Annotated in this window: 23 protein-coding genes and 1 tRNA gene; 12 read left to right on the top strand and 12 right to left on the bottom strand. The window is 65.8% G+C overall.

Going from position 1 to position 20,994, the window contains the following annotated elements:
- Nucleotides 1–220: 220 nt before the first annotated feature.
- Entirely contained in the window at nucleotides 221–1,117 is an 897-nt protein-coding gene (locus tag HL666_RS05765) for a COG3904 family protein (protein ID WP_172107920.1), read from the top strand.
- A gap of 69 nt (nucleotides 1,118–1,186) precedes the next feature.
- Here the strand turns inward: HL666_RS05765 and HL666_RS05760 are convergent, their stop codons facing one another.
- Nucleotides 1,187–1,639 carry an iron-sulfur cluster assembly scaffold protein gene (locus tag HL666_RS05760; RefSeq protein ID WP_172107922.1) on the bottom strand — a complete coding sequence of 151 codons (453 nt, stop codon included), beginning with the start codon at nucleotides 1,637–1,639 and terminating at the stop codon, nucleotides 1,187–1,189.
- Nucleotides 1,640–1,870: 231 nt separating this feature from the next.
- Here HL666_RS05760 and folE point away from each other — a divergent pair, with 231 nt between their 5' ends.
- From folE to HL666_RS05740, 4 genes are all read left to right on the top strand, one after another.
- Nucleotides 1,871–2,578, top strand: coding sequence for a GTP cyclohydrolase I FolE (folE, locus tag HL666_RS05755; protein WP_172180345.1), 708 nt, complete (start codon nucleotides 1,871–1,873; stop codon nucleotides 2,576–2,578).
- A gap of 27 nt (nucleotides 2,579–2,605) precedes the next feature.
- Complete coding sequence (gene hisI, locus HL666_RS05750) at nucleotides 2,606–3,028, top strand: phosphoribosyl-AMP cyclohydrolase (RefSeq protein WP_172107926.1); 423 nt, start codon at nucleotides 2,606–2,608, stop codon at nucleotides 3,026–3,028.
- 150 nt (nucleotides 3,029–3,178) lie between these two features.
- Nucleotides 3,179–4,210: a transglycosylase SLT domain-containing protein gene (locus HL666_RS05745; RefSeq protein ID WP_172180343.1), complete on the top strand. Its 1,032-nt coding sequence runs from the start codon at nucleotides 3,179–3,181 to the stop codon at nucleotides 4,208–4,210.
- 280 nt (nucleotides 4,211–4,490) lie between these two features.
- Nucleotides 4,491–5,666: a DUF2336 domain-containing protein gene (locus tag HL666_RS05740; RefSeq protein WP_172180341.1), complete on the top strand. Its 1,176-nt coding sequence runs from the start codon at nucleotides 4,491–4,493 to the stop codon at nucleotides 5,664–5,666.
- A 189-nt stretch (nucleotides 5,667–5,855) separates the two neighbouring features.
- On the opposite strand, the gene HL666_RS05735 is transcribed toward HL666_RS05740, so the two are convergent.
- The 5 genes from HL666_RS05735 to HL666_RS05715 form a co-directional block, all read right to left on the bottom strand.
- Entirely contained in the window at nucleotides 5,856–6,440 is a 585-nt protein-coding gene (locus tag HL666_RS05735; protein ID WP_172107932.1) for an Hpt domain-containing protein, read from the bottom strand.
- 123 nt (nucleotides 6,441–6,563) lie between these two features.
- Entirely contained in the window at nucleotides 6,564–7,109 is a 546-nt protein-coding gene (locus tag HL666_RS05730; RefSeq protein ID WP_172107934.1) for a response regulator, read from the bottom strand.
- A 345-nt stretch (nucleotides 7,110–7,454) separates the two neighbouring features.
- Complete coding sequence (locus HL666_RS05725) at nucleotides 7,455–8,234, bottom strand: NAD kinase (RefSeq protein ID WP_172107936.1); 780 nt, start codon at nucleotides 8,232–8,234, stop codon at nucleotides 7,455–7,457.
- A gap of 231 nt (nucleotides 8,235–8,465) precedes the next feature.
- The gene (locus HL666_RS05720) at nucleotides 8,466–10,613 is read right to left on the bottom strand and encodes an adenylate/guanylate cyclase domain-containing protein (protein WP_172180339.1); all 2,148 of its coding nucleotides are present in this window, start codon (nucleotides 10,611–10,613) and stop codon (nucleotides 8,466–8,468) included.
- Nucleotides 10,614–10,631: 18 nt separating this feature from the next.
- On the bottom strand, nucleotides 10,632–11,315 hold the full coding sequence (locus tag HL666_RS05715) for a hypothetical protein (protein ID WP_172180337.1): 684 nt from the start codon (nucleotides 11,313–11,315) through the stop codon (nucleotides 10,632–10,634).
- Between the two features lie 230 nt (nucleotides 11,316–11,545).
- On the opposite strand from HL666_RS05715, the gene HL666_RS05710 reads away from it, so the two are divergent.
- Complete coding sequence (locus HL666_RS05710) at nucleotides 11,546–13,117, top strand: S10 family peptidase (RefSeq protein WP_172180335.1); 1,572 nt, start codon at nucleotides 11,546–11,548, stop codon at nucleotides 13,115–13,117.
- A 60-nt stretch (nucleotides 13,118–13,177) separates the two neighbouring features.
- Here the strand turns inward: HL666_RS05710 and HL666_RS05705 are convergent, their stop codons facing one another.
- Nucleotides 13,178–14,566, bottom strand: a complete 1,389-nt coding sequence (locus HL666_RS05705; RefSeq protein WP_172180333.1) for a serine hydrolase domain-containing protein — start codon at nucleotides 14,564–14,566, stop codon at nucleotides 13,178–13,180.
- Nucleotides 14,567–14,737: 171 nt separating this feature from the next.
- Nucleotides 14,738–15,280: a tetratricopeptide repeat protein gene (locus tag HL666_RS05700; RefSeq protein ID WP_172107946.1), complete on the bottom strand. Its 543-nt coding sequence runs from the start codon at nucleotides 15,278–15,280 to the stop codon at nucleotides 14,738–14,740.
- A 291-nt stretch (nucleotides 15,281–15,571) separates the two neighbouring features.
- Between HL666_RS05700 and HL666_RS05695 the strand changes: the two genes are divergently transcribed.
- The 4 genes from HL666_RS05695 (at nucleotide 15,572) to HL666_RS05680 (ending at nucleotide 18,063) form a co-directional block, all read left to right on the top strand.
- On the top strand, nucleotides 15,572–15,958 hold the full coding sequence (locus HL666_RS05695; RefSeq protein ID WP_172180332.1) for a hypothetical protein: 387 nt from the start codon (nucleotides 15,572–15,574) through the stop codon (nucleotides 15,956–15,958).
- 201 nt (nucleotides 15,959–16,159) lie between these two features.
- Nucleotides 16,160–16,600 (top strand): hypothetical protein, encoded by a 441-nt coding sequence (locus HL666_RS05690; RefSeq protein WP_172109743.1) that lies wholly within the window; start codon nucleotides 16,160–16,162, stop codon nucleotides 16,598–16,600.
- Between the two features lie 289 nt (nucleotides 16,601–16,889).
- On the top strand, nucleotides 16,890–17,618 hold the full coding sequence (locus HL666_RS05685) for an outer membrane protein (RefSeq protein ID WP_172107950.1): 729 nt from the start codon (nucleotides 16,890–16,892) through the stop codon (nucleotides 17,616–17,618).
- Between the two features lie 205 nt (nucleotides 17,619–17,823).
- Complete coding sequence (locus tag HL666_RS05680; protein ID WP_172107952.1) at nucleotides 17,824–18,063, top strand: DUF6719 family protein; 240 nt, start codon at nucleotides 17,824–17,826, stop codon at nucleotides 18,061–18,063.
- Nucleotides 18,064–18,336: 273 nt separating this feature from the next.
- Here HL666_RS05680 and HL666_RS05675 read toward each other — a convergent pair whose 3' ends face one another.
- Entirely contained in the window at nucleotides 18,337–18,585 is a 249-nt protein-coding gene (locus HL666_RS05675; protein ID WP_172107954.1) for a hypothetical protein, read from the bottom strand.
- A 180-nt stretch (nucleotides 18,586–18,765) separates the two neighbouring features.
- Between HL666_RS05675 and HL666_RS05670 the strand changes: the two genes are divergently transcribed.
- Nucleotides 18,766–18,873, top strand: coding sequence for a hypothetical protein (locus tag HL666_RS05670; protein WP_009031230.1), 108 nt, complete (start codon nucleotides 18,766–18,768; stop codon nucleotides 18,871–18,873).
- A gap of 56 nt (nucleotides 18,874–18,929) precedes the next feature.
- Here HL666_RS05670 and HL666_RS05665 read toward each other — a convergent pair whose 3' ends face one another.
- On the bottom strand, nucleotides 18,930–19,433 hold the full coding sequence (locus tag HL666_RS05665; RefSeq protein WP_172180945.1) for a hypothetical protein: 504 nt from the start codon (nucleotides 19,431–19,433) through the stop codon (nucleotides 18,930–18,932).
- A gap of 82 nt (nucleotides 19,434–19,515) precedes the next feature.
- Between HL666_RS05665 and HL666_RS05660 the strand changes: the two genes are divergently transcribed.
- Complete coding sequence (locus HL666_RS05660) at nucleotides 19,516–20,184, top strand: DUF2147 domain-containing protein (RefSeq protein WP_311975700.1); 669 nt, start codon at nucleotides 19,516–19,518, stop codon at nucleotides 20,182–20,184.
- Here HL666_RS05660 and HL666_RS05655 read toward each other — a convergent pair.
- Together HL666_RS05655 and HL666_RS05650 are read right to left on the bottom strand one after the other, a co-directional pair.
- Nucleotides 20,172–20,246, bottom strand: a tRNA-Thr gene (locus tag HL666_RS05655). The genes HL666_RS05660 and HL666_RS05655 overlap by 13 nt on opposite strands.
- Nucleotides 20,247–20,416: 170 nt before the next feature.
- Nucleotides 20,417–20,881 (bottom strand): hypothetical protein, encoded by a 465-nt coding sequence (locus tag HL666_RS05650; protein ID WP_172130879.1) that lies wholly within the window; start codon nucleotides 20,879–20,881, stop codon nucleotides 20,417–20,419.
- Nucleotides 20,882–20,994: the final 113 nt, after the last annotated feature.

Here is a 20,994-nt window from a genome sequence, read left to right as displayed (position 1 = left end):
TGGCAGGAACCACGATCTCGCGCGCTCGTGTGATGATGTGATGCAACAATGGCCGGTTTTCAGCGGCGCTGCGGTGCGGCACACCTGGACGCTCGGGGATTGCCCGGATACGTTTCCAGGCAAGGATGTGACAGACTCATAACGGATTTGAGGCCGATTTGTCAGGTCTTGCCGCGACGACGACGAGGGACTGCGTACCGAGCTTGATGGGGGGAACGGAGTGCAGGTGAAATTGCTGCGGTCGCGTGGATTGCGCTGGATGCTTCTCGGTGTTGGAGCGCTGGCTGTGGTGCTCGGGGGCACCGTCTCCATCATGTCGAACTCGGCGCGCGCCGGTGGCGCGCTCGAAGAGCGCAAGCTTCCGATGCGGTTCAGCTGGGTCGCCTGCGAGCCGAATTGCGGCTGGATCAGCGCGGTCGGAATTGTCACCGGCGACAGCCCGAAGGATTTCGAGGAGTTCGCGCGGGATCGCGACCTGACCGGCGCCACCCTGGTACTCGATTCCAGCGGCGGCTCGGTCAACGACGCGATCACCTTGGGCCGCCGGTTCCGCGCCTTGAAGATGCGCACCACCGTCGGCATGACGCAGCGTCCGAGCCGGGCGAACGAGCGACCGAGGATCGTGCCCGAGGCCTATTGCGAGTCGATGTGCGTGTTCCTGCTGCTTGCGGGCACCACGCGCTATGTGCCCGACACGGCGCATGTCCGCGTTCACCAGATTTGGATGGGCGACCGCGCCGACGACGCCAAGGCGGCGAGCTACTCGGCGCAGGATCTGATGATCGTCGAACGCGACATCGGGCGCCTCGCCAAATACACCTTCGACATGGGCGGCGCCGGCGACCTCCTGCTGCTCGCCCTCAACGTCCCGCCGTGGGAGGACCTGCACGAGCTGTCCCGCGCCGAGCTTCGCACCACCAACGTCATGACCACGGAGCTGCTGGCGGACGTGCTTCCGGCCAAGGGCACGACGCCGGTCGCCGAGCTCGCGCCGAAGGTTCAGGACAAGGCAAGAGACAAGCAGCAGGACCGCTTCCCCGTGGCGCTCGACAAGCAGCTTTCTCGCACCGCGGAGGCTCTTCCTACAGCGACGGTCGCAGCGACGCCACAGCAATAGCCCGGGCGAGCGCAGTCTTTCCCGGGGAGCTCTGGCTGTTTTGAGTAGAGACTGATGCGATCGTGCGGGCTACGGAGTTGCGGCCTCGGCGTTCGCCTTGGCCTCGATCTGGCCGATCGCATCGACCACCGCATCGAAGGTCAGCAGCGTGGAGGCATGGCGGGCCTTGTAGTCGCGGACCGGCTCGAGCAGGGCGATATCGGCCCATTTGCCGTCCGGAGGGGCGCCGTTTTCCTTCAGCATGCGGCGGACGGTGTCGCGCAATTCGCGCAGTTCGGCAGCAGTCGAGCCGACCACGTGGCGGGCCATGATCGAGGAGGAGGCCTGGCCCAACGCGCAGGCCTTCACGTCGTGGGCGAAATCGGTGACGACGGGGCCGTCCATCTTCAGATCGACCTTGACCGTGGAGCCGCACAGCTTGGAATGGGCCGTGGCAGTCGCATCCGGGTGCTCCAGCCGTCCGAGGCGCGGAATGTTGCCTGCGAGCTCGATGATGCGCTTGTTGTAGATGTCGTTCAGCATGTGGCTTCCGTTCCGGAATTCCCGGCGGGTCGGCCTTGGCGGCCGGGTTTCATCGCCCTATATTGCGACTATATGGAAACGATTGGCAGGAATTCCAGCCACATCCACAGGCGTGCGGTGCCAGAGACCTCAGGTCTGCTCGCGCCTCGTCTGGGGGAAACACCTGAGTTCGGGTGACGCTCTGCCGGTGACACTCCGGTCGGGACCGCCGACCGGTCGAACGGAGACGAGATGGACGCTTTGATCAAGACGCTGCGTGGCACCAAGCCGGACGGCAAGCCGTCCGATCCGAAGCTGGCTGGGGAGCGCCCCGCGGAGCTCGATCCAGCCGAATTCCTCGCCGCCGCCGTACGGCCCGATCGGCCGCGTCCGTCGCGGGCCGAGGCCGAGGCCGCGGTCTATACGTTGCTCAACTACATCGGGGAGGATCCGACCCGCGAGGGCCTGATCGATACGCCGCGCCGAGTGGTCGAGGCCTATGACGAGCTGTTCCAGGGTTACCACCAGTGCCCCGCCGAGGTGCTGGACCGCACCTTCGGCGAGACCGCCGGCTACGACGATTTCGTGCTGATTCGCGACATCGAGTTCACGTCGCAATGCGAGCATCACATGATGCCCTTCTACGGTCGCGCGCATATCGCCTATACGCCGGTCGAGCGTGTCGTCGGACTGTCCAAGCTGGCCCGCCTGACCGACATCTTCGCCCGCCGGCTGCAGACCCAGGAGCATCTCACCGCCCAGATCGCGGCTGCGATCGACGAGGTGTTGAAGCCGCGCGGTGTTGCCGTGATGATCGAGGCCGAGCATACCTGCATGTCCGTGCGCGGCGTCGCCAAACACGGTGCCGTCACCTTCACCAGCCGCTTCACCGGCATGTTCCGGGACAATCCGGCGGAGCAGGGGCGCTTCCTGTCGATGGTGCGCTCGCCGCAACGGTAAGCCCAGCAGCATCTTAGCGAGAGTTTCGTGTCCTCATCCTCAGTCGAGCGCGAGGAAGGCTTGGCCTTCCTGCCGAAATTCGACGCGGCCGGGCTGGTCACCTGCGTGACCACCGATGCCGCCAGTGGCGACGTGCTGATGGTCGCCCACATGAACGACGAAGCGCTACGGAAAACCGTCGCAACCGGCGAGGCCTGGTATTTCAGCCGTTCGCGCAATGCCTTGTGGCGCAAGGGTGAGAGTTCGGGTCAGACCCAGCGCGTGGTCGAGATGCGCACCGATTGCGACCAGGACGCGGTCTGGCTGCGCGTCGAGCAGCGAGGAGCGGCCTGTCACACCGGCCGCCGCTCCTGCTTCTATCGCAAGGTGGAGCAAGGCGAGGGTGGTGCCCGGCTGGTGTTCGTCGAGGCCGACCGGCTGTTTGATCCGGCTGCGGTCTATCGCAAGTAGGTCAGAGACCTGCCTCCGGGAATATCCGGGTCGTTCATTGGCCCTGCTCCGGGCGCCAAATTAACCCGCCATTAACCATACCCGCCGCACTTTGCCGGAGATTTCCGGCGCGTTCGTCTGCCAGCGAATCTGCAAACAGCGGGTCTTCTCATGTCGGTCGACGCTTCCAACTCCTCACCTGCGGGGCTTCTCGACAGCGTCCGGGCGAAGGTCGCCGGGGCTATCAAGCAGGCGGCCGATACCGTCGGCACCAGCTTCGAATATCTGTTGTCGACGGCAAAGATGGAGTCGGACTTCAACCCGACCGCTGGCGCATCAACGTCTTCGGCGCGGGGGCTCTACCAGTTCATCGACCAGACCTGGCTCGGCACGGTGAAGCAGGCCGGCGCCGATCTCGGCTATGGCCAATATGCCGACGCCATCACCCGGACATCGTCCGGGGACTACACCGTCGCTGACCCCGCGATGCGGCAGGCGATCATGAAGCTGCGCGATGATCCCAAGGCGTCCTCCGCGATGGCTGCGGCGCTGACGCAGTCCAACAGCTTCCAGCTCACCGGCATGATCGGCCGGCGGCCGACCGACGCCGAGCTCTATATGGCGCATTTCATGGGGGCGGGCGGCGCGGCGAAGCTGATCACCAGCGCGCAGGATACGCCGAACGCCTCGGCGGCCCGGCTGTTTCCCAGCGCGGCAGCTGCCAACCGCCCGATCTTCTACGATCGCGACGGCCAGGCCCGCAGTGTCTCCCAGGTCTATTCGGTCTTGAATACACGTTATTCTGGAGCCGCCAATTCTTCGACCACGCGCGGAGCACTCGCGCTCTATGGCGGGGCAACGACCAATGTCGCGGCCAACGCCGCCGGCGGAAGTGCGCTGCCGACGACGGACACCGCGACTTTTCTCTCGATGTTCCCGGACGCGCGCGGCTCGACCCAAGCGGCAGCCGTGACCGCCACGGCATCGACCTCCAGCCGCCCGGCCGATCCGATGTTCCGCTCGCTGTTCCAGGTCGACGGCCAGTCGGAGTCCACCGTGTCGCCGACGGTGCGCGAATTGTGGGGGCGGTCTTCGGTGGCAAGCGCCGGGTCTGCCGACGCCGGCAGCAACAATAATGGCAGCGGCAATGGTCAGCGCAGGCTCGACCTGTTCAGCGACCCCCACGGCACCTTCTCGGGCTGACGCCCCGAGCGGAGCCAGGTCCGAGTCATTGATCCAAAAGATCTATTTCGAGCGTTCGGCCGCGGCTCTTGCGGCCGGACGTCGCCATGTTTTGCCCGTTGGACTACGGCGAATTGGATAGGGTAGAGGTATCATAGTATGTTTTTCATTTCCGACCTTAACAAAACATCAACAAAACCAGCGACTTATGGTGAACGCTTTGTTAAGCGTCGTGGTTTATTTTCGGTGCTGTTGAGGCCCTCGTGGCCTTGTTTGCAAAGTTGCGTAAGCCGGAAAGACCATGATTGTTCGGCAGTTTCTCAGTTGGGTCAGAACCGCGCCCGCCGGTGAGCGGGCAGAGGCCACCAGGGCTCTCGCGCGGGCATGGTTGTTGTCGGATCTCTGCGACGAGGATCGCGGCGCCGCCGAGGGCGCGCTCCTCATGCTGCTGGATGATCCGTCGCCGCTGGTGCGGCAGGCCATGGCGGAGGTGTTCGCCCGCTCGGAGGAGGCGCCCGCCGCCATCGTCCAGGCGCTGGCCACCGACCAGCCATCCGTCGCAGCCATCATCCTCGAACATTCGCCGCTGCTGATCGATGCCGACCTCGTCGACATCGTCGCGACCGGCAACTCCGAGACGCAATGCGCCATTGCCCGCCGCATCGGCCTGCCGGCGCCGGTCTGCGCCGCGATCGCCGAGGTCGGCAGCGCGGCGGCTGCGCTCGAGCTGATCGAGAATGCCTATGCCGAGCTTGCCCCATTCTCCTGGGATCGCATCGTCGAGCGGCACGGCCATCTCGCCGCGATCCGCGAAGCCATGCTGGTGCTGGACGATCTGCCGGCCGCGACGCGGGCGGCGCTGGTTGACAAGCTCTCCGAGACGCTGGCGCAGTTCGTGGTCGCCCGGAACTGGCTCAGCGCCGACCGGGCAGGGCGCATCACCAGCGAGGCGCGCGACCGCTCGACCATCAACATCGCATCGCGCTCGCGCGGCGAGGAGTTGCGCGGGCTCGTCGCGCATCTGCGTGCGACCTCGCAACTGACTGCCGGTCTGATCCTGCGGGCGCTGCTCTCGGGCAATGTCGAATTGTTCGAGATCGCGCTGTCGGAGCTTGCCGACATGCCGCGGGCGCGGGTATCGGCGCTGCTCAACGATCGCGGCCGCGCCAGCCTGCAGGGATTGCTGCGCAAGGCCGGCATTCCCGACACCACGTTCGATGCATTTGCCGTCGCGCTCGAGGTCTGCCGCGAGAACGGTTTTGCCGACACGCTCAGCGGCGCCGCCATCCTGCGCCGCAAGATGGTGGAGCGCGTGCTCACCCATTGCGCGACCGACCGCGATGCTGCCGCACCGTTGCTGATCTTGCTCCGAAGGTTCGCCACCGAGTCGGCCCGCGACGAGGCCCGCGAATTCTGCGACGAAGTGATGGCCGAGGATTTCGTGGCGGGGCTCGAGTTCGGGCTGATCGCCGCGTGACGCGCGACCCGCGGCCCCGCGGCGACTACGTCAGGAGGGAGGACCCCTATCTCAGGGTCATTCCGGGGCGCGTAGCGCGCCCCGGAATGACGCAGAGAGAGTGCGCTCGAAGTTTGCGGTGGGGTTCGCAGTCGACGCTGTTGAATAGCGTTCGTTATTTCGCTGCGTCTCGAGCGCCAGCCTACGCGATCACGGCTGGTCGCTCGGCACCAGGCTCGGCGCCAGGATCGCTTCGAGATGCTCCGGGCGGTTGCGGTTGACCTGAACCAGGTAGTCGTCGGCGACGCGGCGCAGGCGCCGGCTCAATTCGCTCGCCACCGTCGCGCTGTCATACTTCGTATGATCGTGCACGATCGCCTGGATGGCGTTGACGTGATGCTCGAACAGCTCGGCCGGGACCTTTTCGAGATCGGGGGCGTGCTCGATGATCCGGCACAGGCTGTCGGCCACAGCCGCAGCCGCGGGATAGCCGAAGGTCGCGGCATCGCCCTTGATGTCATGCGCGGCACGGAACATCTCTTCGCAGGCGTCGTCGTCGAAGCCGTCCTTCAGGACGGCTGCGTAGGCCTTCGACAGGCGCTCGGCCTCGGTGTCCATCCACGACTTGAACTCGCCGGACAGCCCGGCGAGGGCTGCTTCGGCCCGTGCGATGGGATCGTCGAGATCCTTCTCCTCGGCGCGGCGCAGCACCTTCTTCAGCGGATTGGGTTGCGTGATCACGTGGTGCGAGGCGTAGGTCTTGACCTGGATTGCCGGGGCCTTGTCTTTCGCCATCTCGATATCCTCAGGTGATGCCGACCAACGCAAACTTGTGGACGTGAAGACTCATAGCCGAGGAGCCGGCCGTACTGCTCGGCGATTGCGGGACGGCGTTAACAACGGCTCACTGCTGCGCGCCTAAACTGCGGAGCGCGCTTTATCCAGAAGTGACGGCTGCTGGAAAATCTCGGCCTCGCCGCCGATGCGGCGCTCGGGGCCGATATAGGCGGTGTTGGTGTTGCGGCGCCGGTCCGGACCGAAATATGTCTTGGTCTTGATGAAGGGCCTGGGATTGGCGACCACGTTGAGAATGCGCTGATAGAGGCCCTTCGCCGAGATCGGCTTGGCGAGAAATTCGGTCACGCCGGCGTCGCGCGCCACGGTAACGCGGCGCTTCTCGGAATGACCCGTCAGCATGATGATCGGCGCGTAGGGATTGCCCTTGGCCTCCGGCTGCCGGATCATCTGCGCCAGCTCGAGGCCGTCGAAGATCGGCATCGCCCAGTCGGTGATGACGATGTCCGGCGAGAAGTGGGTGTACATTTCGAGCGCGGTGGCGCCGTCCTCGGCCTCGTTGACCTCGCGGGCGCCGAACGAATGCAGCAGCGTCCGCAGGATGCGGCGCATGTGCGGATTGTCGTCGCAGACGAGGAAGCGCAGCTTGTTGAAGTCGATGCGATACATTGGGCCGGCCTGAAGGCATCACCGGTGAAGGTGGTCAACGCGCATTAACCATACGGAGCGCCGGGTTAACAAAGCGTTGCGGAGTATGGTGTTTCGAGCGGACGTGCCGCTGTCTCCGCATGTCATTCCGGGGCGCGTCGCGCAGCGGCGCGAGCCCGGAATCCATAACCCCGAGCGGGGGGGGGGTGGCGAAGGCAAGCGCCACGACCTGCTCGTGCCTCACACCATCCTGTGGCTATGGATTCCGGGCTCGCTCGCCGCCTTCGGCGGCGCGCGCCCCGGAATGACGTCGGAGAGAGCGGGGCATCGTCCCGCGACACACTGGCGGCGGTTAGAAGAAAAGTTCTAATACCCGAACTGCTCGCTCAGGATCCGCTCTTCCAGGCTGTGGCCGGCGTCGAACAGCATCCGCATCGAGATCGTCTTGTCGGAGAGAACCTCGACGCGCCTGACGTTGCGGACCTCGTCATGGTCGGCGACCGCCGCGACGGGGCGCTTGTCGCCTTCGAGCACCTCGACGATCACATAGGCGGTGTTCGGCAGCAGGGCGCCGCGCCAGCGCCGCGGCCGGAACGCGCTGATCGGCGTCAGCGCCAGCAGCGCCGCGTTGATCGGCAGGATCGGGCCCTGCACCGAAAGATTATAGGCGGTGGAGCCGGCCGGCGTCGCCACCAGCACGCCGTCGGCAATCAGCTCCGGCATGCGCTCGCGCTCGTCGATCAGAATGCGAAGGCGCGCGGTCTGCGCGGTCTGGCGGAACAGGTAGACCTCGTTGATGGCGTGGTGAATGTGAACCACGCCGTCGGCGTCGGTTGCCCGCATCAGAAGCGGATGGATGACCGACTCCTGCGCCGCCTCGAGCCGGCCGTGCAGATCGATCGTGCTGAACTCGTTCATCAGGAAGCCGACGGTGCCGCGATGCATGCCGTAGATCGGCTTTCCCGACCGCATGTGATCGTGCAGCGTCTGCAGCATCAGTCCGTCACCGCCGAGGGCGACCACGACGTCCGCGAGGTCCGGATCGGCGTTGCCGTACAGGGCGCTCAGCTGCGTCAGCGCCGCCTGCGCTTCGGCACTCGGACTCGCGACGAAGGCGATCCGCTCGTATCGCTTGGGCGTGGTCATGCGTCGCTCGGGCTCGCTGGTCGGTTGAAGCGCCGTGTCGTCTAGCCGACCTTGGCCGTGCTTGTCCATCGCGGCCGGTATGGTGGGGCAATGGGGCCGGGATGAGGGCCGATCTCGCTCGGAAATGGGCGTCAGAGGCCGCTGCGTGACGGATCGTTTCTCCAGCAGGCGCTCTGGTCCGTCACCCGGATCGGCGCAACGACATGCAGCTGCGAAACCGTCATCGCCGCGTCATTTTTCCTGAAGGCTGCGCACCGGGTCCCAGGCGGCGGGGCCGCCCTCCACGGCGGCCTTTGCACGCTCGGCGAACAGACGATGCGGGGCATCGTCCGCCGCGTGCTGCGCGAAGCAATCGGCGGCCTGCGGCAGCTCGCCGGCCCGCCAATGCGCGAGGCCAGCCGCGTAGCCGGCGAGCAGAGCGTGCTCCGGCGCGGAGAGCTCGGCAGCGCGGCCATGCAGCTCGTAGATCCTCAGCGACTGCTCGCGGCCCTTGACGCGGATGGTATCGAGCTCTCGCCAGGCAAACTCGTCGCCGGCGAGCGCCACCGTGCTGTGGGAGCCGATGATCGTGGTGCCGTAGAACTTGTTGGCGCCTTCGAGACGGGAGGCCACGTTCACGGCGTCGCTCATGACCGAATAGTTGAAGCGGCGTTGCGAGCCGAAATTGCCGACCAGCGCCGCGCCGCTGTTGATGCCGATGCGCTGCGCCACCTTGATGCCCTGGAAGGCGGTCGACATCAGGTTGAGCTCGGCGAGCTTCGCCTTGCAATCGAGCGCCGCGCGCGCGGCGCTGCGCGCATGGTCGGGATCGTCGAGCGGGGCGCCGAACACGGCGACAACTGAGTCGCCGATATACTTGTCGACATAGCCGTCATGGCTTTCGATCACGTCGGTCATCGCCGACAGATACTCGTTGGTCAGCGCCATCAGTTGCTCCGGGGTCATCTGCTCGGCGATGCGCGAGAACCCTTCGATGTCGGAGAAGAATACGGTGACCTCGCGGGTCTCGCCGCCGAGTTGCGGCAGTCGGCGCGAGGCCAGCATGCGGTCGATCTCGCGCGGTGCGAGATAATAGGCAAAGCTCTTCTGCAGCAGCCGGCGGTCCTTGTCCGTCACCATGAAGCGATAGAAGGTGGTGGCCGCCAGCGCGAGCACGCCGGCGGCCAGAGGTTCTGCAATGGGCAGCACGTGGGACTGGTTGAAGAGGGCGGTCGCGATCGCTGTGTAGAGCACGGCCAGCGCGGCCAGGATGGCTGCTGCAAGGGTCGGCCGCAGCAGGCGCGCGAGCAGCGCGGCGGCGAGCGCAAGTGAGGCCGTGATGGCGAAGATGGCGGGCCGGCTCAGCTCGACCGCGGCGTCCTGCCGCACCAGGTTGTTCACCGCTGTCGCATGGATGTAGACGCCGGCGATCGTGCTGCGCGCGAACGTCTTGGCGACCTCGCGCGGTTCCAGCACGCAGCGCGGGCGGCGCGCGCCCTCGGCGCGGGTCGCGAAGCGCTTCGAGGTCAGCCGCCGGTCCTCGATGCCGACGGTGCCGACCAGGACGACCTTGCCGGCGAACTCGCGGCGGAAATAGTCCTTGTCGCCCTTGAGCGCGCAGGCGCGCAGATCGGCAAAGGAGTAGGTCGGGATGTCCTGGGCGCCACCGGCGAAATTCAGGGTCATCGTGCCGGGCACACTGCCGGGAACGCGGTAGTCGCCGAGCGTGACGCCATCGGCGGCGATCACCGGGGATCGACCGATCGCCCGTGCAGCCAGTTCGAGCGCGATGCTCGGGATCGTCTTGTTCTCTGCCGACAGGGTCAGCGGATGGCGCCGGACGACATCGTCGTTGTCGGTGTAGGTGTTGAGCGGCCTCAGATTCTGCTGCTGTCGCACGGCAATGCGTTGGCCGGGGGCGGGAAGGATGGGTGGCTCGCCGAAGATCTCGCCCAGCACCACCTTGCCGCCGGCAGCCGCAGCCGCCAGTGCGCGCAGAAACTCGCGGTCGAAGCCGCGCGTCTTCTCGCCCAGCGTCGAATCGCCGAGCGGAATCTCCGACTGCTCGATCGAGGTCTGAAACACGATGTCGAAACCGACAGCCTTGGCGCCACCCTCGAGCGTGGCCGTGAGCACCCGGCCGATCTCGCCGGTCCAGGTCAGGAGCGGCGCGCCCTTGAAGGGCGCGGCCTGGTAGCTCTCCTCGTCGATCGCGATCACGACGGCCGGACTGGTGACGGCGTCGTGGCGGTTACCGAATGTCTCGAAGCGCAGCCATGTCAGCGCATCCAGCGACAGGCCGCGGCCGCGCTCGAACGCCGGCGACGCGAGCAGGCCGGCGCAGGCCAGCGCAATGGCGATGACGGCAAGCGCGTCGCGCGTCCGGCGTCCGATCGCCACCGCAAGCTGCTTTCGGTCTCAGTTGAGCCGGATCAATCGACCGACCGCGGGGCCGGGGCCCGCTTTGGCCTGTGCGTCGACCTTGAAGACGAGGCGTGCTGCGCCGAAGCTCGCGACGTAGATGCCGCCCGGCGTCAGTGGATGGCTGGTGCCGGCGAAATCGTAGAATCGTCCCTTGTATTGCCGCCCCGTCAGCTCGATCTGCTGGCGCTCGCCGGGCTGGTCGAGCCGCTCGACGATCAGCGTGCCGCGCCCCTTGGCCTCGACGATCGGCGAGGCGCCGTAGATGACGGCCTGCGCCACCGGTGCCGAGTCCGGCCCGATGCTGCGCACGATGGTCGCCGCCACCTCACTGGTCTCGCGGGTGGTCGCCTGGGCATGGCTGGCGTCGCAATTGACGATGTCGCTCTTGAGCGTCGCGCCATCCACCTTGCTCTCGCCGGGCCCCACCGTGACGCTGCCGGAGCCGCTGACGGTCTCGCGACGGCAGGACTTGAGGTAGCTCATGACCACGGCCCCATCGGGACCGAGCTTGATCACCTGGCCGGGCGCGACATAGTCCATCAGCTCGGCGCCGGCGACCTCGCCCTGAACGTCCTCGACCAGCGCAGCGGGCGGCCCCGCCCAAGCCGCCGACGGCCCGACGAGCGCCAGGGCGGCGAGCCCGGTCAGGGCTGCGGCGAAGAACGTCCGGTATGTCATGATGAACTCCGTGATCGCACCCGGCGGCGCGCCTTCTGTCCCATGGATAGGACGTCGGACCGGATCGAGAGGTTCGAGCCCATAGCACAACTGGCCGCACCTCGCACCCGCTCCTCAGTGATCTGGATCACGGAAGAGTTGGTTGAGCTTGTGGGTGCGCCGCGGTTCATGCCCTACAGAGTGGTGCTTTCGACCGAGTGGGTCCGGCGCGGGCAGAGGAGTGGGTGTTGATGGCACGTCTGAAGTCGTTTGTTGCGAGGCAGAGTCTGGCGGCCCTGGTCCTGACCGCACTGATCGCCGGCCAGCCCGTGCGCGCCCAGGACGCGCCCCCAGCGGCGCAGGACGCCGTGCCACCCGGCTCGTCCCGCAGCGGCGCTGCAAGCACGCGCCCGTCCAGCCCTGCGGCGTCGCCGTCGACGGCCGAGCAGCATCGGCTGCCGGCCGATTCCACCACCACGCAGACACTCGAGCTGCCCGGCCGCAAGCTGTCGTTCAGCGCCACCGCCGGCTCCATCCGCCTGTTCGACGGCAAGGGCGAGCCCCAGGCCGACATCGCCTATACCTCGTATCAGCTCGACGGCGCTGAGCGCGGCAGCCGTCCGGTGACCTTCTTCTTCAATGGCGGGCCGGGCGCGTCCTCCGCCTATCTGCAGCTCGGCAATGCCGGGCCGTGGCGGATCGGAATCGATGCCGCCCGAGTGACGCCGTCGTCGCAACCGGAGCTGTTGCCCAACGCTGACACCTGGCTCGACTTCACCGATCTCGTGTTCGTCGATCCCGTCGGCACCGGCTACAGCCGCTTCGTGGCGTCGGGCGACGAGGTCCGCAAGCGGTTCTTTTCGGTCGACGGCGATGTGCGGTCACTGTCGCTGGTGGTGCGGCGCTGGCTGGAAAAGCACGATCGCCTGGCGTCACCCAAATACATCGCGGCCGAAAGCTATGGCGGCATCCGTGGGCCGAAGATCATTCGCAATCTGCAGCACGACCAGGGCGTCGGCGTGAGCGGCCTGATCCTGCTGTCGCCGCTGATGGACTTCCGCGACTATTCCGGCTCGAGCCTGATGCAATATGTCGCCAGCCTGCCGAGCTATGCCGCCGTCGCCAGGCAGACGAAGGGGCCGGTGACGCGGGCCGACCTCGCGGACGTCGAGCGTTACGCGAGCGGCGACTTCCTGCTCGATCTGGTGAAGGGCGAGGCCGATGTGGAAGCGACCAACCGGCTGGCCGACAAGGTCGCGAGCCTCACCGGAATCGATCAGGCGGTCAGCCGGCGACTCGCCGGCCGCTTCGACGTCTCCGAGTTTCGTCGCGAGTTCGACCGCAAGAACGGCCGCGTCACCGGCCGCTACGACGGCTCGGTGCTCGGCATCGATCCCTATCCGGATTCGAGCCATTCACGCAGCTCCGATCCGTCGGGCGAGGTGCTGAATGCGCCGCTCACCAGCGCCGCGGTCGAGCTCACGACGCGCAAGCTGAACTGGCGCCCCGACGGCTCCTATCAGTTGCTGAGCGGGGCCGTGAACATGAGCTGGGATTTCGGCCGCGGCATCACTCCACCGGAATCGGCCAACGACATCCGCCAGATCCTCGCGCTCGATCCCAAGCTGAAGCTGCTGGTCGGGCACGGCCTGTTCGATCTCGCCACGCCGTATTACGGCTCGAAGATCCTGCTCGACCAGTTGCCGGCTTTCGCGCGGCCGCCGCGGGTGAAGCTGGTGGTCTATCCGGGCGGGCACATGTTCTATTCCCGCGACGATGCCCGCAAGGCGTTCCGCAGCGAGGCCGAGGCGCTGATGAAGTAGGGCCCGCGCGGCGCGATTTTCTGCACGCGTCGTTGCGATCAGGTCGCGGCTACTTACTGTCTATGCGTCCTTCCTCCGGCGCCCCTTCGGATATTTCCGTTCCATCTCCGCCCTGACCACGCGTTCGGGGCGCACGCGTGCTCCGGCGAGCCATATCTCGCTGACACCGGATTTGGTGCGGACGCGCCTGACGGCTTCGCCATGACTGGCGTAGCCGGCTGCCTGCACGATGTTGCCGGTGTCGCGCCCGGTCACCTCGATGCGGGCGGCATCGATGAAGGGGTTGAGGAAGACGGGATTGGCGACCATGACCTGCTCGCCGAACGGGACGAGATCGACGGCGCCCCACAGCGTCCACCAACGCCCGGTCCAGTCACGCGTCCGGCGCGACGGCGCGCCATGGGTGGCGAAGGCCTGCAGGATGAACTTGATGCCGTTGGCCCAGCCCGGCGCCCAGCCATCGACGGCGTTGGTCAGCACGGTGATGGTGATCTCGCGCGCCGGAATCACCGACGTCCGCGAGATGTAGCCCTGGAAGCCGCCGCCGTGGCCGAACCAGTCGAAGCCGGCGGTCGTGCCGCTCATCAGCGCCAGACCGTAATGGGCTTCTTCGGCGTCCTGGGGGACGCGCCACTGCCGGCGGATCATCTCGCGTCGGCTCGCGACCGTCAGCAGACTCTTTTTGGCATTCGGCGCGAGCTGCGCGAAGAACCGCGCGGTGTCGGCTGCGGTCGCGACCACGCCGGCCGCGGCCATGATGGCATTGGTCGGGTTGTCGCCGGGAATCACGACGCGGCGTCCCACCGGCACGATGCGGGAATGGCCGCGCGCGAACGGCACCGACTTGCCGAGCAGCGCCATGTCCGGCGCACTCTCGCGCAGGGACAGCGGCGTCATGATCTCGCGCTGCAGCCAGGACGGATAGGGCTCACCGGTAATGGACTCGATGACCAGGCCGAGCAGGCCGTAGCCGTGGTTGGAATATTTGAAGCGGCTGTTCGGCGTGATCGCCGGCGGCAGCTTCAACTCGGCCAGCAACTCGTCTTTCCCCAGATAGGGCCGGCCATCGGTGAACTGGCCGGAATCCTTGCCGTCTCGGATCAGGCCCGCCGTGTGCGAGAGCAATTGCCCGAGGGTGGCCGTGGCGACGTCCGGATGCAGATCCGCGACATGATCGCCGACGGGATCGTCGAGCTTCAACCGCTTCTGCTCGCGCAGACGCATGATGCCGGCGGCCGTGAATGCCTTGGTGTGAGAGGCGATGCGGAAGCGATGCCGCGGCGTCAGCTTCTCGCCGCTGTCGAGATTGGCATGACCATAGGCCGCCTCCAGGACGATCTCGCCGCGATGGGCGATCGCGACGATGCAGCCGGGCTGTCCGGAGACCTCGACCTGGAACGCCAGCCAATCCTTGATGTAACCAATCGCTGTGCCAAGCCAGGGCTCCACGACGCCGTCTCCATCTGGTGGCGCGAACGGTCGTGCGCCGATGCATCATCATGACCGGAGCACCGGCGCTGGACAAGGAGGGCTACGAGATCGACGAGATCGGCGCAACGAAAATGGCGCAACCCTTTCGGGTTGCGCCACTGTCGAGATCGGATCTGATCCGATCGCGCGTCAGTACACGAGGCCGGTGCCCGGCTGCTTCTCGAGCGCGTCGGCCAGCGAGCGATATTCGGCGCTGTTGGTGCCGGCGAGCTGCGCCACCTTGTCGAGGTGGTACTTGGCCTGCTCGCGGTTGCCCTGCTCGAGCTGCCACAGGCCGTAATACTGCCAGGTGCGCACGTGGTTCGGATCATCCGCCAGGGCCTGCTCGTAGTACTGCTTCGAGGCCTGGTAGTTGCCGAGCTTGCGGTAGGAGTAGCCGATCAGGTTGGCAACGTCGGCAACGTCCTCGCGGTTCAGCGCCTTCAACTGCTGGATCGCGGTGGCATAGTCGCCGCGATCATAGATCGAGGTGTAGGCCGTGCGATAGGCGGCGAGGAACTTCGGATCTTCGATGCTCGAGCTCTTGTCCTTCTTCTTCTTCGAATCCGAGGCGGGCGGCGCTGACGGGGTCTCGCTGCCAGCCGCGTAGGCCTTCGACAGAAGCAGCGGCCCGGAGGCCACGGCCATGGAGAACAGTGCCAGCGTGGCGATCCTGAGCGCAGACTTTTTCATTCGTATCTCCCGAGTTGTCGATCCAACAGGTGACTGCATGCGGAGAAGAACTTCCGCAGCTGCGAAATATTCCCGGCCCTTTGCGCGGATTTTGCGCCGCGATCGGTGCATTATACTGGCCACATGATGACAGGCTAGTCATCTCGATGACTATCCCTTCATCTCAATGAACCGAAAGCCCTGCTTTACTTCAGAGGGGGTTCAGTCCCGGTTCCTTATGGTCGTCGTCATGATCACGAGCCCATCCGCTCTGGATGGTGCCTCGCAGATCCTCTCATCACGGAGACGACCATGCTGAAGTCAATGTCCGTTGCGCTGCTCGCCGCGTCGATCCTGGCTGCGCCCGCTTTCGCCGCGGGCCCTGTGAAAACCGACACGCCGGCGAAGCCGAACCAGATCACCGGCTCGACCACCGGGACCGGGAAGGCTGATGCGACGAAGACCGATGCGACCAAGTCGGATGCGACGAAGCCGGGCGGCATGCAGTCGGGCAACAAGGCCAACGAGATGAAGCCGGCCGACGGCAAGGGGAAGGGCAAGCCTCACGCCTCGCTGCTCCGTCACACGCACCGGCATACCGCGCATCTCCGCCATCACGACAAGGTGAAGGTCTCGCATGCGATCAGCCACAAGAAGGTGAGCTTCAAGCGCGTCACTCCGGCGACCCGCCGCGGGTGAGCTCGCGTCGCCTGCGATCGCCGACGCCTCGGCGCGTCGGCGATCGCGACACGCTGTCCCTTGCCGCGGTCGCCGGCCGTCGCATCGCCATTGTCCTTCGCAGCCTCCACGTCCGCCCCTGCGGGCCGATTTCCCTCATTGGCCGCTTTGAGCTAGAAGCCGGGTGACGCGAGAGGGATCGGGCGAGACGGGCGCGTGGCGATGGGGACGAAGAGCTGGTGGCCGGCAGCTGCGCTGGTGCTGTTGCTGGCAGGTTGTGCCAGCGGAGGGCCGGCGGCCTTCGTGAGCGAGGACAATCGCAGCATTTCCTATACGGGTGATCGCGGTGTCTCGGGCCAGCCGTTTCCCGCGAACTACCGCAGCGAGGTGTTGGCCTATCTGCGCACCTATCTGAACAATCCGGTCGGCGTGCGCGACGGCGTCATGGCCGAGCCGGTGCAGCGGACGGTCGGCGGCCGGCTGCGCTATGTCAGCTGCCTGCGCTACGCGGCCCGTGACTCCGACGGCAGCTACCCACCGGCAAAGGACCGCGCGGCGATCTATGTCGACGGCCGGTTTGACCGGCTCATCGAGGACGCCGCCGAACTGTGCGCCGGCTCGACCTATGCGCCGTTTCCCGAGCTGGCCAGCCTGACGCGGTAGCTGTTGGGCCTGCTTTCCGCACACCTGCCACGACGTCGCAGCGGGTTGCGGAGGCGTCGCGGCGATCACAAGTCAGGGATGGGTTCAAACGCTTTGCCGCCTCACTGCGACCAAATGTCGGGCGATGCGTGCAGCTTCACGAAATCTTCGGGAAGCCTATGGAACAAAAGGCCTTTGTTGCTCGCTGGTGACACGCATTGGTTAATCACAGCTGCGTCACCGCCATCGGGCAACCTAAATGCGGCCACGATGTTCGATAGATGTCGCAAATGAATAACGGGGACGTCCCATGAAACGCGTTTTCTCGAGTGCAGTCGTTTTGAGCGCTCTCGCTTTGACGGCGGGTGCCGTCCCGGCTTTCGCCGCCGACATGCCCGCGCGCACCTACACCAAGGCGCCGCCCATGACGCCGCCGCAGGCGATCTACAACTGGACCGGCTTCTATGTCGGTGGCCATCTCGGCGGCGCCTTTGCCGGCGGCAACGGTCTTGAAGGCAACGACGGCCGATTCCTCGGCGGCGTTCAGGGCGGTTTCGACTACCAGTTCGCGCCGAACTGGGTGCTGGGCATCGAGGCCCAGTACAGCTGGATGGACCGCAACACGACCAATTTCGGCTTCCCTGGCGCCACGACCGTGACCTCGACCGGCGCCAACCAACTCGGCTCGGTGACCGGCCGTCTCGGCTACACCTGGGGCCCGGCGATGGTCTATGCCAAGGGCGGCTATGCCTGGCGCGACGGCAACGCACTGGGCGTGAACGTCGCTGGCGTTCCGGCCGGCTTCAGCACATCGGGCAATGCCAAGGACGGCTACACCGTTGGTGCCGGCCTCGAATACATGTTTGCGCCCAACTGGTCGGCCAAGGCCGAGTACCAGTACTACAATTTCGGCAACACCACCTTCACGGGTGGCCCGGCTCCGGTCGTGGGCAGCCGCTTCAACAACGAAGACCATACGGTCAAGGTCGGTGTGAACTATCGCTTCGGCTGGGGTGGTCCCGTCGCCAGCAAGTACTGAGCTGTCGGCCGGGTCTGGCCGTCCGGCATTCGCAAACGACAGTTGGCAGACGCCCGCGCCTCGGTGCGGGCGTCTTGCTTTGAGCGCCGAAAGGTAAGGAGTGGTTTCGAGACCGCTCACGCAGTGCAAAAAAATTTTCAAACCTTCGTGAAACTTTCGCCATCAGTCGTTATTATGAGTGCGCCGGTTTGATGGATCATCCCACATGCGTATCTTGTTGTCCGTGCTGTTGTTGTCGGCGGCCGTTTTGCCGTGCTCCGCCCAGACCGTCCTGAAGTCCGAACCGTTGATGCTTGCCCCTTACGAGGTTGCGCTGGTGCAAACCGCGTCCTGCCCGTCGGGAAAGGTGCTGAAGGTGACCGGCGCAATCCGCGGCGTCAGCCGCAAGCGCGCTTGTGTCGCACTTCCGTCCGAAACCGCCTCGCTGGCGACGGCAACGCCGTAAGTAAGCTCGGACTTCATGACAACGCCGCAGCGAGCAGCCTCCGGCTGCCCGCTGAGGGCCGTCCGTCGCTGGATCGTCGAGAGCCTGCCGCAAGAGCCTGCCTTGGGCGATGGCAAAGGCCTCGATCGCAGTCGCGCAGCCAGACAGCGGGATCTGCTGATCGACCGCATCCCGGATCACCCAGCGCGCTGACTGAACCGATCACCCACGGCTTTCTCCGTCGCGACCGCCGCGCGTATCCTCAAACAAGGGGCTCGCGGCCTGCTTCTGCGATCACGACGCGAACGGGATGTTGAACTCCTGCTCGGCTTCCGCACGGTTCTGCCAGGGATCTTCCTCAGGCTCGGCGGCGCAGGGACGAATCTCGTAGTCGTTGTCGAGCTGCAAATACCCGGCCGAGCGCCGCGCATTGATCATCACGTCCACCACCAGCCCGCTCTGCCGCGCCAAGCGCCAGACATCACCCTCGGTCGGATAGGCCTTGCTCAACTTGGCCTCATTGCAAAACAGGGCATAGGGCATTCCAAGCAGCTCCAGAGAAGCGAAGGATGAACCGACGATGAACAGGGGTTGTAGCGAGACACAGGCGGGTTCGCGGCCGGAAAGCGGCCTTTTCGGATCGGTCGAGTCGTAAACGAGTCCTAAATTTTTGGAAAAAGAATCCGTGGGACTCCGGGGCTAGAATCGCCAGATGGTTAAGTCATGGGAACCGATCTCCACATCTTTTGCGGGCGGATCCAGCTGACACTCACCTGTGGATTGCTGCTCGCCTTCGTTGCCAATGTGGCGCTGCTGTGCGCCTGGCTGTGAGCCGGCATGTCGACCTGCCAAGACATCTCGACCATCCGCGGCGGCGCTCCGAGCGCTCAGTCCTCGGGGAGCACCGTACCCTCGGCGGAGGCTTTCAGGCGGGCCAGCGTTGCGCTGAAATATTCCTGGCGCTCACGGTTGAAGCGCTCCTGATGGGCGCGGAAGCGGGCGACGCGGGCACGAATCTCGGCCTGCATGTCACGCTGCAGATCGAGCTGGGAGGCGATGCTGGTGAAACGTTCGGTGACGACCGGGCGGGTTCCGGCGACAGCGGTCTCGGGCGTTGCAGACGCTCGCGGTCTCGTCCTGGCCGGCTCGGCCGGCGGCGGGACTTGGTCCGGGCCTTGTTCGATGGCCTGATGTGCAGCGTCGGCCACGGTCGGGGAAACGATTACCGGTGGCGCCGTTCCTGCGCGCGCGAACGCCGTCTGCGGGGCCGGAGTCACGGCCGGAACGGCAGGCAGCTCGAACTGGGAGAAATCCGCCGGCTTGCCGGTGACCGACTGCACGAAGGCCATCGTCTGCGCGATCAGCGCATCACGCTCTTCCTTCCACGTCATGGCCAGCATCCCCCAGAAGCCGCAATTGCAACAAATGCTCGCTGTAAAATCAAGCTGTAAGACCAGTGACTTCTGGGGATAAGTGAGAGTTCTGGTTGAGATGTGGCAACAATATTGCCACAGTCTGAGCCTGTTTCGTCCCGCCCCCGGAAATCGATACCGTCAATCCGCAGCCGCAGAGAACGTTCCTAGGGCAGAGGACGGCCGCGCCCGCATTCGGATCGAGCGCTGCGGCGCGACGCCCGACCGCATCTGCGGCTACATCGTGTGGATGAAGGAGACCGCCGATGCCAAGGGGCAGCCGTTCCGCGACCGGCTCAATCCCGACGCAAGCAAGCGGGGCCGCCTCCTGCTCGGACATCAAATGCTGCTTGGTCTGAAGTTGAACACCGACGGCCGCCATGCGGGAGAGGTCTACAATGCCGAGGACGGCAAGACCTACCGCGTCTCGATCTGGCGCGAGGGACCGAGAATGCTGGCCGTCAAAGGCTGCCTGATGGGACTGTTCTGCGCCACCCAGGGCTGGGTGCAGGTCACGGATCTGTTGCCCGGCCAGCTCGTAGGGGCACCGGCCAGGAGGGCGGGCCGGTGCCGAATCCCGAATGGGCAGCGCCCAAGCCGGCGGCCGGGACCGAGGCGCCGGCGGCGGGAATCAAGACGAAGGCAAAATGAGCAGCGATGCGCGCCGCCGCGGCGGCTCGAAGCTGCGATGGATAGAGAGAGAAACTTGACGGTCGATGGTGCCGGCTGAGGGGATTGAACCCCCGACCTTCGGTTTACAAAACCGCTGCTCTACCGCTGAGCTAAGCCGGCGAGTGCCCCGCGAGTGGCGGCGGAGCGTGGCGAGTTGCTCCGAGGCGCGGTGTTCCTACCAGAGTTGATGCGGTGAGGCTACTACCGTCGCGGCTCCCGGCCGAGAACACTGCAGGCGCAAAAAGGGCGGCCGTAGGGCCGCCCCTTTCGACGCGATCGAGGTCCGCAGCTTACTGGCAGATGTGCATTGCGCCGTCGCTGCCCTTGAACATGGTGCCGGGGCGGCAGACCAGGCCGTTACGGGTGGCGTAGCTGTTCCAGTCGCCGTAGTAGCCGAGCTGACCACGATCATAGGTCGGCTGGCCATAGCGGTAGGGACCGGGATCGTAGGCATAGGCATCGGCCGTGCGGAACGGTGCGGTCGCGATCGCGCCGGCGGTGCCGATCGCGGCGCCAGCGACGCCTGCGGCAGCGCCGACCGCGCCGGCCGCAATGTCGGCTGGCCAGAAGCCGGTGCCGCGGCGGTTCCAATCATTGTTCCAGCCGTTGTTGTTCCAGCCGCCGTCGGCGCGGTGCTGCATCATTGCGGCGTCGTGGCGGGCCATGTGGTGGCGGTGGTGCATGTCGCGCGCCATGGCCGGGCCGGCCAGCGCGGTTGCGAGCACAGCAGCCCCGAGAATTGCAGATCTGATCATGAATCACTCCGTCGTTGCGCCCCGAACCTTAAGCTGATCCAGCCCGCGCCGTTCCGCCGCGCCGCGGATGTTTTTCTGCGCGCATGCGCTTGGGCAGTTCATCCGGCCTGCGG

This window comes from Bradyrhizobium aeschynomenes, assembly GCF_013178945.1.
Lineage (GTDB): Bacteria > Pseudomonadota > Alphaproteobacteria > Rhizobiales > Xanthobacteraceae > Bradyrhizobium > Bradyrhizobium aeschynomenes.
The sequence above is the reverse complement of the archived record's forward strand: the minus strand, read 5'-3'. Positions and strand labels throughout refer to the sequence as shown.

Excerpts from the sequence above, each read along its gene's own strand:
- HL666_RS05760 (WP_172107922.1), bottom strand. The coding sequence starts at position 1,639 with ATGCTGAACGACATCTACAACAAGCGCATCATCGAGCTCGCAGGCAAC.
- folE (WP_172180345.1), top strand. The coding sequence starts at position 1,871 with ATGGACGCTTTGATCAAGACGCTGCGTGGCACCAAGCCGGACGGCAAG.
- HL666_RS05745 (WP_172180343.1), top strand. The coding sequence starts at position 3,179 with ATGTCGGTCGACGCTTCCAACTCCTCACCTGCGGGGCTTCTCGACAGC.
- HL666_RS05740 (WP_172180341.1), top strand. The coding sequence starts at position 4,491 with ATGATTGTTCGGCAGTTTCTCAGTTGGGTCAGAACCGCGCCCGCCGGT.
- HL666_RS05735 (WP_172107932.1), bottom strand. The coding sequence starts at position 6,440 with ATGGCGAAAGACAAGGCCCCGGCAATCCAGGTCAAGACCTACGCCTCG.
- HL666_RS05730 (WP_172107934.1), bottom strand. The coding sequence starts at position 7,109 with ATGTATCGCATCGACTTCAACAAGCTGCGCTTCCTCGTCTGCGACGAC.
- HL666_RS05725 (WP_172107936.1), bottom strand. The coding sequence starts at position 8,234 with ATGACCACGCCCAAGCGATACGAGCGGATCGCCTTCGTCGCGAGTCCG.
- HL666_RS05715 (WP_172180337.1), bottom strand. The coding sequence starts at position 11,315 with ATGACATACCGGACGTTCTTCGCCGCAGCCCTGACCGGGCTCGCCGCC.
- HL666_RS05710 (WP_172180335.1), top strand. The coding sequence starts at position 11,546 with ATGGCACGTCTGAAGTCGTTTGTTGCGAGGCAGAGTCTGGCGGCCCTG.
- HL666_RS05700 (WP_172107946.1), bottom strand. The coding sequence starts at position 15,280 with ATGAAAAAGTCTGCGCTCAGGATCGCCACGCTGGCACTGTTCTCCATG.
- HL666_RS05695 (WP_172180332.1), top strand. The coding sequence starts at position 15,572 with ATGCTGAAGTCAATGTCCGTTGCGCTGCTCGCCGCGTCGATCCTGGCT.
- HL666_RS05690 (WP_172109743.1), top strand. The coding sequence starts at position 16,160 with ATGGGGACGAAGAGCTGGTGGCCGGCAGCTGCGCTGGTGCTGTTGCTG.
- HL666_RS05685 (WP_172107950.1), top strand. The coding sequence starts at position 16,890 with ATGAAACGCGTTTTCTCGAGTGCAGTCGTTTTGAGCGCTCTCGCTTTG.
- HL666_RS05680 (WP_172107952.1), top strand. The coding sequence starts at position 17,824 with ATGCGTATCTTGTTGTCCGTGCTGTTGTTGTCGGCGGCCGTTTTGCCG.
- HL666_RS05675 (WP_172107954.1), bottom strand. The coding sequence starts at position 18,585 with ATGCCCTATGCCCTGTTTTGCAATGAGGCCAAGTTGAGCAAGGCCTAT.
- HL666_RS05670 (WP_009031230.1), top strand. The coding sequence starts at position 18,766 with ATGGGAACCGATCTCCACATCTTTTGCGGGCGGATCCAGCTGACACTC.
- HL666_RS05665 (WP_172180945.1), bottom strand. The coding sequence starts at position 19,433 with ATGACGTGGAAGGAAGAGCGTGATGCGCTGATCGCGCAGACGATGGCC.
- HL666_RS05650 (WP_172130879.1), bottom strand. The coding sequence starts at position 20,881 with ATGATCAGATCTGCAATTCTCGGGGCTGCTGTGCTCGCAACCGCGCTG.